Origin of the sequence: Promicromonospora umidemergens (genome assembly GCF_024171995.1) — a bacterium.
In the GTDB taxonomy this organism is placed as follows: domain Bacteria; phylum Actinomycetota; class Actinomycetes; order Actinomycetales; family Cellulomonadaceae; genus Promicromonospora; species Promicromonospora umidemergens.
The window spans coordinates 96,255-113,314 of the sequence record NZ_JAMTCT010000001.1; the positions used below are offsets into that span (position 1 = coordinate 96,255).

General features: G+C 71.1%; 19 protein-coding genes and 1 tRNA gene. 13 read left to right on the plus strand and 7 right to left on the minus strand.

What is annotated here, in order from left to right:
- Positions 1-110: 110 nt before the first annotated feature.
- From APR04_RS00440 to APR04_RS00455, 4 genes are all read left to right on the plus strand, one after another.
- Positions 111-947 (plus strand): NAD(P)H-dependent oxidoreductase, encoded by an 837-nt coding sequence (locus tag APR04_RS00440; protein WP_253867097.1) that lies wholly within the window; start codon positions 111-113, stop codon positions 945-947.
- 64 nt (positions 948-1,011) lie between these two features.
- Positions 1,012-1,638 (plus strand): superoxide dismutase, encoded by a 627-nt coding sequence (locus tag APR04_RS00445; RefSeq protein ID WP_253867099.1) that lies wholly within the window; start codon positions 1,012-1,014, stop codon positions 1,636-1,638.
- Positions 1,639-1,892: 254 nt separating this feature from the next.
- Positions 1,893-1,965 (plus strand) — tRNA-Ala (locus tag APR04_RS00450).
- 361 nt (positions 1,966-2,326) lie between these two features.
- Positions 2,327-2,959 (plus strand): GyrI-like domain-containing protein, encoded by a 633-nt coding sequence (locus APR04_RS00455; RefSeq protein WP_253867105.1) that lies wholly within the window; start codon positions 2,327-2,329, stop codon positions 2,957-2,959.
- Positions 2,960-3,022: 63 nt separating this feature from the next.
- Here the strand turns inward: APR04_RS00455 and APR04_RS00460 are convergent, their stop codons facing one another.
- From APR04_RS00460 to APR04_RS00470, 3 genes are read right to left on the minus strand one after another with little or no spacing between them, the layout of a single operon-like run.
- The gene (locus APR04_RS00460; protein ID WP_253867107.1) at positions 3,023-3,727 is read right to left on the minus strand and encodes a response regulator; all 705 of its coding nucleotides are present in this window, start codon (positions 3,725-3,727) and stop codon (positions 3,023-3,025) included.
- Complete coding sequence (locus APR04_RS30845) at positions 3,724-5,058, minus strand: sensor histidine kinase (protein ID WP_253867111.1); 1,335 nt, start codon at positions 5,056-5,058, stop codon at positions 3,724-3,726. Before APR04_RS30845 ends, APR04_RS00460 begins: the two co-directional genes overlap by 4 nt.
- A gap of 9 nt (positions 5,059-5,067) precedes the next feature.
- Positions 5,068-5,937 carry a CPBP family intramembrane glutamic endopeptidase gene (locus tag APR04_RS00470; protein ID WP_253867112.1) on the minus strand — a complete coding sequence of 290 codons (870 nt, stop codon included), beginning with the start codon at positions 5,935-5,937 and terminating at the stop codon, positions 5,068-5,070.
- A 234-nt stretch (positions 5,938-6,171) separates the two neighbouring features.
- Between APR04_RS00470 and APR04_RS00475 the strand changes: the two genes are divergently transcribed.
- The gene (locus APR04_RS00475) at positions 6,172-6,804 is read left to right on the plus strand and encodes a DUF6518 family protein (protein ID WP_253867113.1); all 633 of its coding nucleotides are present in this window, start codon (positions 6,172-6,174) and stop codon (positions 6,802-6,804) included.
- Here APR04_RS00475 and APR04_RS00480 read toward each other — a convergent pair whose 3' ends face one another.
- Positions 6,805-7,431 (minus strand): TetR/AcrR family transcriptional regulator, encoded by a 627-nt coding sequence (locus APR04_RS00480; protein WP_253867115.1) that lies wholly within the window; start codon positions 7,429-7,431, stop codon positions 6,805-6,807. It lies immediately after the preceding gene.
- 104 nt (positions 7,432-7,535) lie between these two features.
- On the opposite strand from APR04_RS00480, the gene APR04_RS00485 reads away from it, so the two are divergent.
- Both APR04_RS00485 and aztD read left to right on the plus strand, forming a co-directional pair.
- Positions 7,536-8,420 carry an alpha/beta fold hydrolase gene (locus tag APR04_RS00485; protein WP_253867116.1) on the plus strand — a complete coding sequence of 295 codons (885 nt, stop codon included), beginning with the start codon at positions 7,536-7,538 and terminating at the stop codon, positions 8,418-8,420.
- Between the two features lie 133 nt (positions 8,421-8,553).
- Positions 8,554-9,876: a zinc metallochaperone AztD gene (gene aztD, locus APR04_RS00490; RefSeq protein ID WP_253867121.1), complete on the plus strand. Its 1,323-nt coding sequence runs from the start codon at positions 8,554-8,556 to the stop codon at positions 9,874-9,876.
- Between the two features lie 72 nt (positions 9,877-9,948).
- Here aztD and APR04_RS00495 read toward each other — a convergent pair whose 3' ends face one another.
- A complete protein-coding gene (locus tag APR04_RS00495) occupies positions 9,949-11,115 on the minus strand; it encodes an epoxide hydrolase family protein (RefSeq protein WP_253867123.1) in 1,167 nt (388 codons plus the stop codon).
- 91 nt (positions 11,116-11,206) lie between these two features.
- Here APR04_RS00495 and APR04_RS00500 point away from each other — a divergent pair, with 91 nt between their 5' ends.
- Entirely contained in the window at positions 11,207-12,154 is a 948-nt protein-coding gene (locus tag APR04_RS00500; RefSeq protein WP_253867130.1) for a helix-turn-helix transcriptional regulator, read from the plus strand.
- Between the two features lie 4 nt (positions 12,155-12,158).
- Here the strand turns inward: APR04_RS00500 and APR04_RS00505 are convergent, their stop codons facing one another.
- Positions 12,159-12,608: a hypothetical protein gene (locus APR04_RS00505; RefSeq protein ID WP_253867133.1), complete on the minus strand. Its 450-nt coding sequence runs from the start codon at positions 12,606-12,608 to the stop codon at positions 12,159-12,161.
- Here APR04_RS00505 and APR04_RS00510 point away from each other — a divergent pair.
- The 5 genes from APR04_RS00510 to APR04_RS00530 all read left to right on the plus strand — a co-directional run bounded on the left by APR04_RS00510 (position 12,508) and on the right by APR04_RS00530 (position 16,042).
- Complete coding sequence (locus APR04_RS00510; RefSeq protein ID WP_253867134.1) at positions 12,508-12,978, plus strand: SDR family NAD(P)-dependent oxidoreductase; 471 nt, start codon at positions 12,508-12,510, stop codon at positions 12,976-12,978. The two genes, APR04_RS00505 and APR04_RS00510, sit on opposite strands and share 101 nt — an antisense overlap.
- A complete protein-coding gene (locus tag APR04_RS00515) occupies positions 12,878-13,120 on the plus strand; it encodes a hypothetical protein (protein WP_253868018.1) in 243 nt (80 codons plus the stop codon). Before APR04_RS00510 ends, APR04_RS00515 begins: the two co-directional genes overlap by 101 nt.
- Before the next feature lie 303 nt (positions 13,121-13,423).
- Positions 13,424-13,984 carry a hypothetical protein gene (locus APR04_RS00520; protein WP_253867136.1) on the plus strand — a complete coding sequence of 187 codons (561 nt, stop codon included), beginning with the start codon at positions 13,424-13,426 and terminating at the stop codon, positions 13,982-13,984.
- A 28-nt stretch (positions 13,985-14,012) separates the two neighbouring features.
- The gene (locus APR04_RS00525; protein WP_253867137.1) at positions 14,013-14,360 is read left to right on the plus strand and encodes a hypothetical protein; all 348 of its coding nucleotides are present in this window, start codon (positions 14,013-14,015) and stop codon (positions 14,358-14,360) included.
- A 185-nt stretch (positions 14,361-14,545) separates the two neighbouring features.
- Positions 14,546-16,042 carry a mannitol dehydrogenase family protein gene (locus APR04_RS00530; RefSeq protein ID WP_253867144.1) on the plus strand — a complete coding sequence of 499 codons (1,497 nt, stop codon included), beginning with the start codon at positions 14,546-14,548 and terminating at the stop codon, positions 16,040-16,042.
- A gap of 4 nt (positions 16,043-16,046) precedes the next feature.
- On the opposite strand, the gene APR04_RS00535 is transcribed toward APR04_RS00530, so the two are convergent.
- Positions 16,047-16,991 carry a sugar-binding transcriptional regulator gene (locus APR04_RS00535; RefSeq protein ID WP_253867148.1) on the minus strand — a complete coding sequence of 315 codons (945 nt, stop codon included), beginning with the start codon at positions 16,989-16,991 and terminating at the stop codon, positions 16,047-16,049.
- Positions 16,992-17,060: the final 69 nt, after the last annotated feature.

The following is a 17,060-nucleotide window of genomic DNA, read 5'->3' on the forward strand; positions in this document are numbered from 1 at the left end:
ATCCGACAGTATCCAAACCGTCAGTATGTGTCAGTGATGTGCGTACTTGTGGAGACCGTACCGAGTTCATAGCGTGAGGCAGGTACCGCTCGCCGTCGAAGGAGAAGCACATGCACGCGCTGGTCGTCACCGCACATCCCAGCCCGCGCTCGCTGACCGCCGAGCTGGCCCGCGTGGCCGGCTCGGCGCTGAAGGGCTCCGGCAGCTCCGTTGAGGTGTCCGACCTCTATGCCATGGGCTGGGATCCGGCGGTCCGCCTGGAGGACTACCGCGACGTCGACGGCGGGGCCGAGACCGTCTCGGCGCGGTCGAGGCACGCGTACGGCGCCGGGACGCTCGCCCCCGAGATCCTGGCCGAGCAGGACAAGCTGCGCCGGGCCGACCTGGTGGTGCTGGTGTTCCCGATGTGGTGGCACGGCATGCCCGCCATCCTCAAGGGCTGGTTCGACCGGGTGTTCGTCAACGGCTTCGCGTTCGGCCTCCAGGACGACGCCGGCCTGCCGCGCAAGTACGGCGACGGCGGCCTGGCCGGGCGGCGGGTGCTCGCGGTCGTCGCGGCGGGGGACCGGGCCGAGTCGTTCGAGCCGCGGGGGCTGAACGGCGACCTTGACGAGCTGTTCTTCCCGTTCCTGCACGGGATCGCCTGGTACACGGGCATGGAGCCGCTCCGGCCGCACCTGGTCGCCGGCGTCGACCGGCCGGGTTGGGACCGGTTCGACCGGGAGGTGGAGCGTCTGCGTGAGCGGATCGCCGGCCTCGGCGCCGAGGAGCCGGTCCGGTACCGCGCGCTGGCCGACGGCGACTACGGGCGGGACCGGAAGTTGCGAGTCGATGTGCTGCCGGGAGAGCGTGGAGTAAGGATCCACGAACGCCGCGTCGGCGAGCAAGAGCTCGGCGAGCAAGGTCCGGCCGGGCACTGTGTCGACGATCACCGTCTCGCCTCGTGACGTTCGTTGACCTCAACTGAGGTTGAGGTTCTAGCGTCGGAAGCATTCGATGAGAGGACGACCAATGCCCGTCTACACCCTGCCTGAACTGCCCTACGACTACGCGGCGCTCGAGCCGCACATCAGCGGGCGGATCATGGAGCTGCACCACGACAAGCACCACGCCACGTACGTGGCCGGCGCCAACGCCGCGCTCGACGCGCTGGCCGCGGCCCGCGAGAGCGGCGACCTCGCCGCGGTGAACCTGCACGAGAAGAACCTCGCGTTCAACCTGGGCGGGCACACCAACCACACGGTCTTCTGGCACAACCTCTCGCCCGACGGCGGCGGCGAGCCGGACGGCGAGCTCGCGGCCGCGATCGCCGACCAGTTCGGCGGGTTCGCGGCGTTCAAGGCGCACTTCGCCGCCGTGGCGACCGGCATCCAGGGGTCCGGCTGGGCGGTGCTCGGCTGGGACAGCATCGGTCAGCGCCTGCTGGTGTTCCAGCTGTTCGACCAGCAGGCGAACGTGCCGCTCGGCGTCACCCCGCTGCTGATGCTGGACATGTGGGAGCACGCGTTCTACCTGGACTACCTCAACGTCAAGGCCGACTACATCAAGGCGTTCTGGAACCTCGCCAGCTGGTCCGACGTCGCGGGCCGGCTCGGGCGGGCGCGTTCCGCCACCGGGGGCCTCGTCACGGCGGTGTGACGGCCGACGGCGCCGCGGCGCCACCTCACCTGCCGAGTGCAGACATGGTTGCGGCCCCCAACGCCGAGTGCAGAGTTGGTTGCGGATATGAGCCCTGTATCCGCAACCAACTCTGCACTCGGCTGAAGGCACGGCAACCAAGTCTGCACTCGACGCTCGACGCTCGATGCCGGAAGGGAGGCTGCCGGCCGCTTTGGTCCAGCGGCCCCAATCGGTCTAGACTGACGACGCTCGCCCTGATGGGCGGACATTTTGGGGCTGTGGCGCAGCTGGTAGCGCACCTGCATGGCATGCAGGGGGTCGGGGGTTCGAGTCCCCCCAGCTCCACCGATCGTGATGACGCGGGACATTGTTCGTAGGTGTCCCGCGTCATCGTTTGTTTCCGAGAGCCTGGCCATCGGCCGGGCTCTCGTCCGTTGTTGCCAGCAGCTGCGGTCGGCGCCGGCCGGTCCGCTTCGACCATGCGATCTGGCATGCTCCAGGGCGCTGGACCATGCCCAACTGCATTCTGGAACAGGACCTTCGCGCGGGTGCCGGATGTGACCCGGGCACGGCCCGACCGAGCCCCGCCGCCGCGGCGGCGCCGTCGGATGCGCCCGCCCCGCGCTCTACCGGATGGTTCACCAGGTGTCCGCTGAAGCTCTGGAGACTGAAAGGTCGTGGCCCGCCGGTCGGGTCCAGGTGACGAATGTCTGAGAAGGCTGACTTCAAGAAGAGCCTCGACGCCTATCGCGCGAAGCGTGGCGAGCTCCGCATCCTCGACGTGCCTGACCTGCAGTACCTCATGATCGACGGCCACGGGGACCCGAACACCTCGCCGGTCTTCACCGAGGCGGTCGAGACGCTCTATCCGCTGGCGTACACCCTTAAGTTCGCGGGCAAGCGGGAGCTCGGCCGCGACTTCGTCGTCATGCCGCTGGAAGGGCAGTGGTGGGCGGAGGACATGGACTCGTTCACCGCCGAGCGGGACAAGTCGCGGTGGAGCTGGACCCTGATGATCATGCAGCCGGACTGGATCGACCAGGACCTGTACGCAGCCGCCGTCGACCAGGTCCGGGCGAAGAGCAGCCCCGCCCGGCTCGACGACGTCCGTCTCGAGCCGCTCTCCGAAGGGCGCTGCGTGCAGACGCTGCACGTCGGCACGTTCGACGACGAGGCCGACGTGCTCGCGCGGATGCATGACGAGTTCATCCCGGGCAACGGCCTCCGGATGGTCGGCAGGCACCACGAGATCTACCTCAGCGACCTCCGCCGGGTCGCGCCCGAGAAGCAGCGGACGATCCTCCGGCAGCCCGTCCGGAGCGACCTGGACGTCCCGTGAGCTCTCCCGTCGGACGTACCTGATCCGCGAGCTCCCGAGAAGCACCACCGGCAGACGCCGGTGCTACGCCTCCGGTGAGACGAGGCCTACCCGGTAGGCGAGCACCACGGCCTGCACCCGGTCGCGCAGGCCGAGCTTGGCCAGGATCCGGGACACGTAGGTCTTCACGGTCTCCGGGGTGATGACGAGCTCCCCGGCGATCTCCGCGTTGGACAGCCCGGCGGCGAGCTGTCCGAGCACCTCGAGCTCGCGCGCGGTCAGGCTGCGCACGATCTCGTCCCTGGCGGGCCGGGACGTGTCGGTCGGGCGCAGCCGCTCGGCGAAGCGGCCGATGAGGGCGCGCGTGACGGTGGGGGCGAGCAGGGACTCACCCTGAGCGATCGTCCGGACGGCGCCCACCAGCTCGGCCGGGGGAGAGTCCTTGAGGAGGAACCCGCTGGCCCCGGCGCGGAGCGCCTGGTAGACGTACTCGTCGACGTTGAAGGTGGTCACCATCAGCACCCTGGCCGGCGTCTCGGCGTCGGGGCCCGCGATCTGCCGGGTCGCCTCGATGCCGTCCAGCACGGGCATCCGGATGTCCATGACCACGACGTCGGGGCGCAGCCGGAGCGCCGCCTCGACGGCCGAGCGCCCGTCCGCCGCCTCGCCGACGACCTCCATGTCGGGCTGCGCGGAGAAGATGGTGACGTAGCCGACCCGGACCAGCTCCTGGTCCTCGCAGACCAGCACGCGGATCGGGGGTCGTGCGTCCGTAGGGGAGACGGTCATGAGCTGCTCCTGGCAAGGTTGGAAGGGATCACGGCGCGCACGCTGAACCCGCCGCCGGGCAGCGGGCCGGCCTCCAGGTCGCCGTCGAGCACCCGGACACGTTCCCGGAGCCCGGTGAGACCGCGGCCCCCGGGCGGCGCGACCGCCGGTACCGGCGCGACCGGCGGGACCTCTGGGACCGGCGCGACCGGCGGGACCTCTGGGACCGGCGCGACCGGCGCGACCGGCGTGGCGGCCGCGGCAGCCGGCGCACCGGCGGGCGTGGCGACGGGCACCGAGGCCGGCACAGCGGGCCCCTCCGTGGTCACCTCGATCTCGAGGTGCTCGTCGGCATGCCGCACCCGGACGGCGGTCGGCCGCCCCGCCGCGTACTTGAGCGCGTTGGTGAGGGACTCCTGCACCACCCGGTAGGCGGCCAGCTCGACGGCGTCGGGCCGGGGCCGTTGTTCGCCGTCCTCGGTCCACTCCACCGGCTGGCCGGCCTGGCGGGCCTGCTCGACGAGGTCGCTCACCCGGCCGAGGGCCGGCGCCCGGTCCGTCGGCGCCGACTCACCGGTCGCCTCGAGCACCCCCAGCAGGTACCGCAGCTCGGTCAGGGCACGGCGGCCGGTGCCGCTGATGGCGGTGAGGCCCTCGCCCACCCGGTCCGGTGTCGTGGGCAGGAGGTACTGCGCGGCGTCGGCCTGGACCACCATCGCCGTCACGTGGTGGGTCACCACGTCGTGCAGCTCCCTGGCGATCCTGGCTCGTTCGTCCGACGTCGCCACGGCGGCTGCCAGACGCCGGTGCTCGACCTCCTCGGCCCGCCAGCGGCGCATTCCTGTGCCGGCCATCCAGATCACCACCAGTACGAGGTAGAAGGCGAGAAAGTCCGGGAGCCGGTTGGGCGATCCGAGACCGGACACCGTGGCCGCCAGGGCCAGGTAACCGACGGTCGCCAGGACGGCGACGACGCGGCGCCGTCGGGCCAGGTACGCCCCGGCGGCATACAGCGCGAGATAGAGGCCGACGCTCGCGAACGTCGACGGGTAGGACAGCGCCTGGTCCAGAGCGAACGCGGTGCCGATGATCGCCAGGCAGACCAGCGGCCACCGGCGGCGGATCGCGAGGGGCACGCACTGCGCGAGGAGCAGCGTCACGGCCAGCGCGTCCGCCGGCCGCTCGGGCAGGTCGCCGAGCTCGACGCCGATGGTCGACAGCGTCGGGACGAAGCCGAGCCCCGCGAGGACCGCCGCCAGCACACCGTCCCGGACGCTCGGGCGGCCGACACGCCACCGGCCGAGCATCGGGCGGAGACGCGGGACTCGGTCGGTGGCGATGGTGGCAGGCACCGCCGAAGCCTACGGGCGGCGGCGACGTCCCGGGACCAGCGTGCCGCGGCGTCGGGCCAGCAGCAGCATGGGGACGGAGAGCAGCAGACTGAGCGTCACGGTCACCAGCGACCCCTCGATGCCGAAGGTGCCGCCCGTCAGCAGGGCCGGGCCGGTGACGTCGACGGCCAGCAGGCCCGCAGCCGCGTGGCCGGAGACCGGGATGCCGATCAGGGCGACGGTGGTGTTCCAGGCGAAGTGGAGCCCGATGGCGAACCACAGGTTGCGTCGCCAGAGGAACGCGGCACCGAGCAGGCCTCCGGCCTGGATCGCGATCGCCAGCGCGGTCCACAGGGTGGCGCCCGGGTTGAACGCGTGCGCCAGACCGAAGAACAGCGCAGTGAGGAGCAGGGCGACCCAGCTGCCGAGCATCCGTTCGAGGGCCTGCACCGCGAAGCCGCGGAACATGAGCTCCTCGGTGACCGCTGCGCCGCACGCGATGCCGAGCACAGGTGCCATGACGGCCAGGACGTTGACGTCGGCCCAGGTGAACGAGTAGCCGCCGAGGGCGGTGATGATGGACGCCGAGACCGCGACGAAGCCCAGGCCGATGGCGGCGCCGAACAGGGCCTCGGGCGCGGCCCGGCGACCGGCGATCTCCGGTGTACGCCGTCGGGCGACGAAGCGCATCACCGCCCAGTAGACGACGACCGCGAGCGCCGCGCCCAGCACCGGGATCACCGTGACCGGTTCGCGCTGTGCGGTCAGCCCGGACACGAGGCCGACCCCTACCAGGCCGATCAGCATCCAGGTCAGCGGAAACCGCAGGAAGCGGCCGATCGGGCCACCGCGGGCGTCGCCCACGGAGTCCGGTCGAGGTGTCGTGGCTGTCGTGCTCATGAGGGCCTCCGTCGTTGTGCGGCCGCACGGCTCTGCGACCAGGAACAACGCTAGGAGCGCGAGCGTCCGGGCGAGTCACCCGCCGGCAAGCAGGTCGGGTAGCTCTCCCGGGGGATGGCCCGGTGGGCGAGCGGCCGCCCCTGAGGAACCAGCTGCCCGGAGTCCACCCTGGGGATGACGCGGTCCGACCATGGACCGATGCCCCGAGTGGTGCGGGGTCGTTACGTTCTTTGCATGATCACGGCACCGGGCATCCAGACGTCGACCGTACCGACGGGCACCCTCCGCCTGGCGGTGCGCATCGGGGCCGTCGTGCTCCTGAGCATCCTGCTGGGTGGCGCGACCTCCTGGGCGCAGGGGGCCCTGCCGAGCGAGCTCAGGTCCTTCGCGAACTCGGCCAGCGGCTGGACGGTGCTGACCGCGCTGCTCGTCTTCTGGTCGCGGGTGCGTACGGGCCCGGCCGCCCTGCTGGGCGCCGTCAGCTTCGTCCTGCTGGTGCTCGGCTACGCGGTGGCATCCCAGCTGCGAGGTCTCTGGTACGACCCGCTCCTGTTCTCCGCCGTGGGGCTCGCGGCCGGCCCGCTCGTGGGGGTCGCCGCGTCGTGGCTGCGCGCGACCGGTGTCCGGGCGGCCCTCGGCGCGGCGCTCCTCGCCGGGATCGGTGTCGGGGAAGCCGTCTACGGGCTCACGGTCGTGGGGGAGACGACGAGTCCCGTCTACTGGTCGGTGATCGGCGTGGCCGGCCTCGCGCTCCTGGCCGGCCTGCTCGTGCGCCGCATCCGGGGGGCGCTGCCGGTCGTGCTCGCGATCGGCGGTACTGCGGTCGTCGCGACGGTGTTCGTCGTCGCCTACTCGAACCTGGGCTGATCAGGCCTCGACCATCCGGTCGAGGAGCCGGTCGAGCAGCTCGCCCACGCGCTGCTCGGCGCCGTCGTCGACAAGGAGCGTCTGGGCCAGGCCGCCGGCGCCGGCCACGATCAGCTCGGCGTCCAGCTCGGCCGCCCGCCCGGCGGCCTGCTCGCTCGCCCGCCCGGCGGCCGGCGCCGCGTCCCCGCGGGCCCGCCGCAGCTGCTCCGCGATGGCCCGGGCGAGAAAGCGTGGCGCACCGAGCGTGTCCTCCGCGCCGACGTCGGTGCTGGTGAGCGCCGCGGCGTGGAACGTGTTGAGGACGATGGTGTCCCGCCGTCGGTCGGCGTCCGTCGGGAGCAGCTCCGTGAGGATCGCGCGGATCACCTCGCGAGGGGCCGGCTCGGCGCCGAGCGTGCTGAGGCGACGGGTGAACCGCGCGCCGGCGTCGGCCACCACCGCGTGGTGGGTGGCGAGCAGGAACTTCCGCTTGGTGCCGAAGTAGTACTGCACCAGCCGCACCGAGATGCCGGCCTCGGCCGCGACGGACTGGAAGGTGGCCGCTGCCAGGCCGTCCCTGGCGATGACCCGACGCGCGGCGCTCGTGATCTGCGTTCGCCGCTGATCGTGGTCGGCCAGCTTCGGCATGCGGTCCCGCTCTCTCGTGTGCGACCCGTCGGGGCCACCTTCATGGTACGTACGAACCATGATAGATGATATGTTCATACCATCAAAATGACGGAGGGAACGCCATGGCCCGGATCGGAAAGTTCAAGAGCGACGAGGCGCGGGAGGCCTACCTGCGCACGTACGAGGCGATGGCGGAGCTCTGGCCGGTGCCCGCGGAGCTGGCCGACGTGCCGACCTCGTTCGGGCCCACGCACGTGCGCCGGTCCGGCTCCGGTGACGGGGTGCCGCTCGTGCTGCTGGCCGGTGTGCTCGGCAGCAGCCTGCACTGGCACGCCGTCGTCGAGGGGCTGGCGCAGGGCCGCACCGTCCATGCGTTCGACACGATCGGGGCGGCCGGGCGAAGCGTCCAGACCGCCCCGTTGGCCGGCGACGCCGACTACGGCGTCTGGTTCGCGGAGGTGCTGGACGGGCTCGGGCTCGACCGCGTCCACGTGCTGGGGGAGTCGTCGGGCGCCTGGCACGCGACGCTGGCGGGCCTGTACGCGGCCGACCGGGTGGCGAGCGTCACCCTGATCGAGCCCAACGGGGTGATCACCCGGATACCGTGGCGCGCGCTGCTGAAGGTGGTCCGCTTCGGCGGGGACACGACGGACGAGGGCTGGCGCAGGATGGGCGAGTGGCTGACGCCCGGCGTCACCATGACCGATGTCGAGCGCGCGACCGCCAAGGCGAGCCAGCGGTACCGGCTCGCGGCCGGCTGGGCGCGGCCGCTCAAAGATGCCGAGCTGGAGTCGTTCGCCCCGCCGCTCCTGGCGATCTACGGCGGCGAGTCGGTGGTGTCGGAGCCTGCCGCGGGGAAGCGGCGCCTCGCCGAGCGGCTGCCGAGTGCCGAGGTCGAGATCTACCCGGGCGGGCACGGCGTGCGCGGTCAGGTCCCGGACCAGGTCACGGCGCGGGTCGTGGACTTCCTGGCCCGGCACGACCCTGCGGTACGGCCCGGCCGTTAGGTCTTCGGGGCGACATCATCAGGCCATGTTTGAGAATCGTTCTCATCTCTGGTTCACTCTGTCTTGGTAACGAGAATGATTGTCATTCTAGACGGAAGGAGCGGGCGGCCTCGACCAGGCCGCCCGACCAACGATGAGAAATCACACCACGCGCACCGCGGCGGGCCTCGGTGCAGCACTCTCCCTGCTCCTCCTGAGCGCCTGCGCGGCCGACGACGGGACCGCCTCGGGCGCCGCCTCGGAGTCCGCCTCGGCCGGGACCGATGAGCAGGAGGCGCCGGAAGCCACCGAGGCCCAGGCGCGCACCCCGCGGGTCGCCGTCACCTACCAGGGCGGTGTGCTCGTCCTCGACGCGATGAGCCTCGAGCCGGTCGGCGACATCGAGCTGGAGGGCTTCAACCGCCTCAGCCCCGCCGGCGACGAGCGCCACCTGATGGTCTCCACCGCGGGCGAGTTCCGCGCCCTCGACCTCGGCAGCTGGGCCGAGGCCCACGGCGACCACGCGCACTACTGGACCGCCGAGCCGACGCTCACGGACGTGGCCTACGAGGCGGCCAAGCCCGGTCACGTCGTGGTCCACGAGGGACGCACCGCCCTGTTCGACGACGGCACCGGCCTGGTCCGCGTGGTCGACTCGGAGCACGTGGCCGACGCCGACGCAGCGGCTCGGGAGCACACGACACCGTCGGCCCACCACGGGGTGGCGGTCGAGCTGACCGACGACACGCTGGTCGTCTCCGAGGGCACGGAGGAGGGTGCCAACGGCATCCGGGTGCTCGACGGCGACGGCAAGGAGATCGCCGCGTCCGACGAGTGCCCCGGGGTGCACGGCGAGGCCGTCGCTGCCGACGAGGCGGTGCTGATCGGCTGCCAGGACGGTGCGCTGCTCTACACGGACGGCAAGATCACCAAGGTGGACGCGCCGGACAGCTACGGCCGCATCGGCAACCAGGCCGGCACCGAGGCGTCGCCGGTCGTCCTGGGCGACTACAAGACGGACAAGGACGCCGAGCTGGAGCGTCCCACGCAGGTCTCGCTGATCGACACGCGCGACGGGAAGCTCGAGCTGGTCGAGCTGCCGTCGTCGTACACCTTCCGGTCGCTCGCGCGGGGTGACGACGGCGAGGCGCTGGTGCTCGGCACGGACGGCCAGGTGCACGTGATCGACCCCGAGAAGGCGGAGGTCACGAAGTCGATCCCGGTGATCGACGAGTGGGAGGAGCCCGTCGAGTGGCAGGAGCCGCGGCCCGCGATCCTCGCCCTGGACGGCTCCGTGTACGTCACGGACCCGGCGACCGACTCGATCCACGCGGTCGACGTCGAGTCCGGCGAGGTGTGGAAGACGGCCGAGCTCGGCGTTACGCCGAACGAGCTGAACGGCGTCACGGGCGGCGAGGCTCACGCCCACGAGGAGCACGAGGAGCACGAGGACCACGAGGACCACGAGGACCACTGACGCGCGAGCGCACGTGCCGGGCCCCCAGGCCGCCCGGCGGCCTGGGGGTCCGGCGGGTCCGTGCGGGGCGGCTCAGCGCACCGCGAAGAAGGTGCGCAGGTCCTGGACCACCAGCTCCGGCACCTCCATGGCCGCGAAGTGGCCGCCCTCCGGGTACTCCGCCCAGTGCTCGATGCGCGCGTTGTCACGCTCGGCCAGCGACCGGATGGTCTGGAAGTCGTCGGCGAAGACGGCGACGCCGATCCGGCCGGTGCTGACCACGGGCTCGGCGCCCGAGCGCTGCTCGGTGTAGTGGTAGCGCACCGCCGTGGCCGCGGTGTTGGTGAGCCAGTACAGGCTGGCCTGGGCGAGCACCTGGTCGCGGGAGACCAGGCTGGTGCCGTTGCCGAAGTTCTCGAACAGCTCGCTGTACGCGAGCTGTGCCACGGGCGAGTCGCTGAGCCCTGCGGCGATGGTCTGGGGCCGCGAGCCGTTCATCGCGTTGTACCCGCCCACGCTCTGGAACCACTGCATGTGCTCCAGAGCGGCGAACTCCTTGGGGCCGAACCCGTCCATCTCGCCCTCCGCGCCGGACGGGAACGAGAAGAGCTGGAGCACGTGCGAGCCGAGGAAACCCTCGGGATCGAGCACGGCCAGCTCGCGCCCGATCATGGCTCCGCCGTCGCTGCCGTGGGCGCCGTAGGAGTCGTAGCCGAGCTGCCGCATCAGCGTGTCGAAGGTGCGGGCGACGCGGGCCATGGTCCAGCTCCCGCCGTCGGCCGGCTCGCTCAGCGGGGTGCTGAAGCCGTAACCGGGGGTGGAGGGGACCACCACGTGGAACGCGTCCTCCGCCCGGCCGCCGTGCGCCACCGGGTCGGTGAGGGGCCCGATCAGGTCGAGGAAGTCGAGGACCGAGCCCGGGTAGGTGTGGGAGAGGAGCAGGGCCTGCGCGCCGGGCTCTGCCGAGCGGACGTGGAGAAAGTGCACGCTCTGGCCGTCGACCTCGGTGACGAACTGCGGGAAGGAGTTGGCGCGCTCCTCGACCGCGCGCCAGTCGAACTCGGTGCGCCACTGCTCGACGGACTCGCGGAGGTAGGACTCGGGCGTCCCGTAGTCCCACGAGTCTCCGGGGGCGGCCGGGGCGAACCGGGTGCGGGCGAGGCGGTCCGCGAGGTCGTCGAGGTCGGCCTGCGGGATATCGATCCGGAAGGGGCGGATCTCGGCGGCGGTGATGTCCTGGGTGTTCTGCGTGGTCTCCATGTCTCAGACATTACGAGCAGTTCAGGAACGGTTCGTTCCTCTATCCTGAACGGGATTCAGGAACTTTCCCGGTGCGCCGTGAGGAGCCACGATGAGTACGACGGCGGGGCGTCTGCTCGCCCTCCTCGGCCTGCTGCAGTCGCGCGCCGAGTGGTCGGGGGCCGAGCTCGCGGACCGGCTCGACGTCACCGACCGCACGGTGCGCAACGACGTCGCACGCCTGCGTGACCTGGGCTATCCCGTCGACAGTGTCCGCGGGCCGGGCGGCCGCTACCGGCTGGGGGTGGGCGGCAAGCTGCCCCCGCTGGTGCTCGACGACGAGGAGGCGGTCGCCATAGCGGTAGGCCTGCGGTCCACCAGCGCTGTCGCAGGCATCGAGGAGAGCAGCGCCCGCGCGCTCGGCAAGCTGGAGCACGTGCTGCCCGACCGGCTGCGCCGTCAGGTCGCCGCGCTGCGCGACGCCACGAGTGCCGGCCCCGTCAATACCGACAGCAACGTCGAGGACCCCGCCGTCGACCCCGGGCTGCTCACCGAGCTGGCCGCCGCGATCCGTGACCACCAGGGGTTGCGCTGCTGGTACCGCGAGGAACCGCGGGAGGTGGAGCCGGTCCGGCTCGTGGCCTGGCAGCGCCGGTGGTACCTGGTGGGGCGCGACGTCGGCTCGGGGGAGTGGCAGCCGTACCGCGTGGACTGGCTGGAGCTGCGCACACCGGGCGGACGGCGGTTCGTGCCCACCGACCCGCCCTTCGACCTGACCGAGCTCGTGGTGCGCGAGGTGGCCCGGACGGGCTGGGCGGTGCACGCCCGGATCCTGGTGCACGCGCCGGCCGACGAGGTGCTCGCGCGCATCAACCCGGCGGTCGGCACGGTCGAACCGCGCGACGACGGGACGAGCATGCTGGTCACAGGCGGGGACAGTATCGAGACGGTGGCCGTGTGGATCGGGATGCTCGGGCTCGACTTCACCGTGCGGGAGCCGGAGGGCCTGGTCGACCACCTGGCGGTGCTGTCCCGGCGGTATGCGGCGGCGGTGCGCTGACAGGTCAGGCCGGGGCGCGCTCCTCGCCGACCCGGCCCCGCAGCATCGAGCCGAGGATCGGGGCAAGTCGCGGTTCGACGTCGACCAGGGCGTGCGCGAGCCGGGGGTCGGACCGGTAGAGCGCCGCGACGTCTGGCCCCGGCGTTGCGATCTGATGAAAGGTGCCGGTCATCGCCGCCGCGACCAGGTCCATGCCGTCCTGCTCCGTCAGGCCGGGCAGTGCCGTCCACACGCCCGGGACGATCTGGCCGAGCCCGTCGTAGGTCGGCCCGACGGGACCGACCCCGACGCGGCCCGCGTGGCGTTCGCCGAGGCCTCGGCCCGGTTCGGGCGGATCGACGTGCTCGTCAACAATGTGGGCTACGCCAACGTGCCCCCGATCGAGACCGGCGACGACGCCGACTTCCGCAGCCCAGTTCGAGACCAATTTCTGGGACGTCTGGAACGTCTCCAAGGAGGCGGTTCCGCTGCTCCGTGCGCAGGGCGGCGGACTCGTGATCCAGTTCTCGTCGGTCGGTGGTCGTGTCGGCGGCTCGCCGGGCATTGCCTCCTACCGGGCGGCGAAGTTCGCCATCGACGGCTCCAGCCGTGTGCTCCACGTCGAGCCGGCGCCGTTCGGCGTCGAGGTGCTCGTCGTAGAGCCGAGCGGGTTCCGCACGGTCTGGGCCGGCTCCTCAATGACGTTCCGCGAGGCCCGCCGGATACGAGTCGACAGTGGGCGCCATGAACGCCCGGATGCGTCAGGTCGGCGAGGGCGCCGCGGGCGACCCGAACCGGTCCGCGCAGATTCTCATCGCGCTCGCCAAGCGCGACGAGATCCCTGACAACCTGCCGTTGGGCGTGAACGCCACGGAGATGTCGGTGGCGCAGGACCGCTGCCTCCTGGAGGCGAACCTCCGGTGGGGCGGCGTGAGTCGGTTGGCTGACTTCGGGGAGCCGTTCCCGGTGGAGTTTCCCCAGCTCTGACTGAAGTCGCGGGGCGGGACTGAGCGGCATCATCGGGTTCTCATCCCGCCGCGGGCGGTGCCCGGCCGGTCGGTGGCGCTCCGGCGGGCCGATAGGGCGCTGTTCCGGTGGTGGCTGGCGCCATGTCCTGGTGAAAATGGGATCGTTATGCCTGGGCGGGCCTACGAATGCTGGGTACGGGAGCATGTGATGAGGCGATCTAGCGTCGTTGGTAGATGGCCCGATCGTTTGGGGTCGAGGGGTTGGCAAATTGGGACTACTGCCGTTCTTGTGATCCACCTGACGGGTACGAGTGCCTTTGCAGTGTCCGACACGGCACTTCCCGCGGCGGGCGAGATGGAGACGTTCTCCGTGATCGGTGAACTGCCACGGGGAGAGTTCGGTGTCAGCGCGTTGCAGAAGGTCGGCGTGACTGACGATGAGCTTGCACGGATGGAGCGAGGTGTCATTCGGGCCTCCCCCGCAGAGGACGCGACGATGGTGGACGACCCGAACGATCCGTATCAGATCATTGCAACGTGGAACGACAACAGGGGCACGGCGTTGTCGATGAGGTGGGGGAACTCCAGCTGGGGCTGGCTCAAGGTCTCCAACAAGCACAACCTCACTACAGCCGCTGCGCGCACGACCACGAAGTACCCGGAGTCGCGGGTAGTAGAGAGTGCGAGCGCGATCAGGTACCGAACTCCGGTTCACCGCGTCGAGTGCCGTTTCGGAGTCTGCCAGGTCGTGGAGACCAAGACTGTGCGAGTGATCGCGAACCCGATCCGACTGAGCGACGGAAAGGCCAAGGGCGTGATCACAGCCTATTGCGAAGGGGTGGTCTGGTGTCCGGACTGGGTCAAGAACGCAATCAATACCTGACCGGACCGACCGGACCTGGACGGCTGCCATGATCGCAGATGCTTCGACGTTGCTCGACGAAGTCCGCAGAGTCTTCGCCACCACTTCCTCGGGCCGTGAACTGGGTCTGCTCGATGCGAGAGTCAATGACTCCACACTTGAGGTGATCTTCGCGGGTGGGTCGAGTGATGCCGACGGTCCCTATGGTGCGCGGATCCCCGTTCCCCGCGACACCGACGATCCGCTCTGGACGGTCTGGGACCCGACGACCGGGCTTGAGGAGTGGATCATGTACGCGGTCGTACAGAAGATCGCCGAGGAGTACCTGACTGCTGGAGCCGACCTCGGCGCGCGAACGCCGGGCAACCGTGTGATCTGGCTCATGCTCGACGAGTAGCCGATCCCATCCCGACATCGTGAGGCCGTGACCAGGTACTGGTCATGGCCTCACGATGTTGCGCGCCCATCGCCCGTACGGCTTCCGAGCTTGCGCCGGGTACCGCTCATCTGTGACCGCTGCCGTGCTCATCTGTTAATCTGGCGCTCGGATCAACGGAGTCTGAAGGGCGGCGGAGGAGCACGATGACGGCACTCGACGATGCGACCGTGGGCAGGCTGGTGGCGTCCGCGCCGAACGGTGCGGAGCTGACGGTGCCCACCTACGACCGCGCCCGGCTGACCACCGGGATCGTTCATCTGGGGGTGGGCGGCTTTCACCGGGCGCACCAGGCGATGTACCTCGACCGGCTCATGGCCGAGGGCAAGGCCATGGACTGGGCGATCTGCGGCGTCGGCGTGCTCCCCGGCGACGCCCGGATGCGCGACGCGCTCGCGGCGCAGGACGGCCTCTACACCATGGTGCTCAAGCACCCGGACGGGCGCCTGGAGGCGCGCGTGATCGGGTCGATCAAGGAGTACCTGCTGGCGCCCGACGATCCGGAGGCGGTGCTCGAGAAGATGGCCTCGCCCGAGGTCCGCATCGTGTCGCTGACGGTCACCGAGGGCGGGTACAACATCCACCACGTCACGGCCGAGTTCGACCTGGACAACCCTGCGGTCAGTGCGGACCTGGCCGACGGCGCGGTCCCGACGACGACGTTCGGGCTGGTCACCGAGGCCCTGCGCCGCCGGAGGGAGCGGGGCGTGCCGCCGTTCACGGTGATGAGCTGCGACAACATCCAGGGCAACGGCGGGGTCGCGCGGCGCGCGTTCACCACGTTCGCCCGGGTCAAGGACGCGGAGCTCGCCGCCTGGATCGAGGACAACGTCGCGTTCCCGAGCTCCATGGTCGACCGGATCACGCCCGTCACCACGGACGCCGACCGCGCGATGGTGGCGACACGCTTCGGCATCGACGACGCCTGGCCCGTGGTGGCCGAGCCGTTCGAGCAGTGGGCGCTGGAGGACAGCTTCCCCACCGGCCGGCCCCCGTTCGAGGACGCAGGCGTGCAGGTGGTGGCCGACGTCGAGCCGTACGAGCTGATGAAGCTGCGCCTGCTCAACGCGAGCCACCAGGCCCTGTGCTACGTGGGCTACCTGGCCGGCTACCGGTACGCGCACGAGGTGGCCGAGCGAGACGTGTTCGCCCGGTTCCTGCTCGGCTACATGGACGCAGAGGGCACGCCCACGCTGGAGCCGGTGCCCGGTATCGACCTGGACCTGTACAAGCGCACGCTGATCGAGCGGTTCGCGAACCCGCACGTGGCCGACACCCTGGCGCGCCTGTGCGCCGAGTCGTCCGACCGCATCCCGAAGTGGCTGCTCCCGGTGGTCCGGCACCACCTGGCTACCGGCGGGCCGATCGAGCACGCCGCGCTCGTCGTCGCGTCCTGGGCCCGCTACGACGAGGGTGTCGACGAGGCCGGCGAGCCCATCGAGATCGTCGACCGGCTCGCGGACCGGCTGCACCAGGCGGCGCTCGCGCAGCGGACCGACCCGCTGGCCTTCCTGCGCGACCGCGAGCTGTTCGGTGACCTGGTCGACGACGAGCGGTTCACCGCCGCGTACACGGCGGCGCTCGCGTCCCTGCACGAGAAGGGCGCTCTTGCGACGGTAGAGGCCCTGGTCGCCCGCTCCTGACGGGTCAGTCCAGGAGGAGGGTCTCCAGGGCGGTCGCCGCGGCGTCGTCGACCACGAGGGTGTTGGCGACGCCGCCGCGTACCGCGGCCATCAGGCCCGGCGCGACGGCGGCGCCGTAGCCGATGACGATGACCTGGGGCGTCGCGGCGAGCTGTTCGAGCGTCACGCCCACCACCCGCTCGTCGAGACTGGTCCGGACGGGGCGGCCCTCGGCGTCGAACAGGCGGCCCGAGCACTCGGCGATGGCGCCCGCATCGGTCGCCGCCTGCTGCTCCTCGGTGCTGATCTGCGGGAACACCGTGGAGGTGCGTTCGGACCAGTGCCCGACGGCGACGACGGCGACGTCCAGGTGGTCGGCCCGGGCGAGCGCGTCGGCGATCTCCGGCTGGCGGCGCATGCCCGCGGCGGTGGCGGCGTCGGCCACCAGCAGCGGCGACCAGACCGGCCACGTACGCACGCCCGGCATCTGCTCGAACGTGTTGATCAGCGCCAGGGAGTTGCCGCTGCCCTCGACGGGCAGCGCCCCGACGAGCTGGACGACGTCGCACTGCGGGAGCCGGCCGATGTGCCGCACCGCTGCCTCGACCGTGCGCGACCACGACACACCGGCGGTCGCGCCCTCGGTGATGTGCGCGCGCGCCGCGTGGGCGAGCTCGACGGCGACGTTCTCCCGGGTGGCGTGCGTGTCCTCGCCGCTGGCGGCGATGAGGATCTCGCCCACGCCGAGCCGGGCGGCGAGCCGGGCGCCGCGCTCGCCGTCGACCCGCGGCGGCGTGATCTCGATACGGACCACGCCCTGGTCGCGCGCCTGTGCGAGCAGGCGGGCCACCTGGAAGCGGGAGATGCCACGGTCCCGGGCGATCTCGACCTTCGACTTGCCGTCGAGGTAGTAGTCGGTGCTCACCTCGACCAGGAGGTTCGAGATGAGGTTCGAATCGGGATGGGTCACCTGCGTCCTCACTCCCGCAGGCGATAGCGGGAACGGTTGAGCGACTATTGAGCGGGGGGTCTTGCTCAC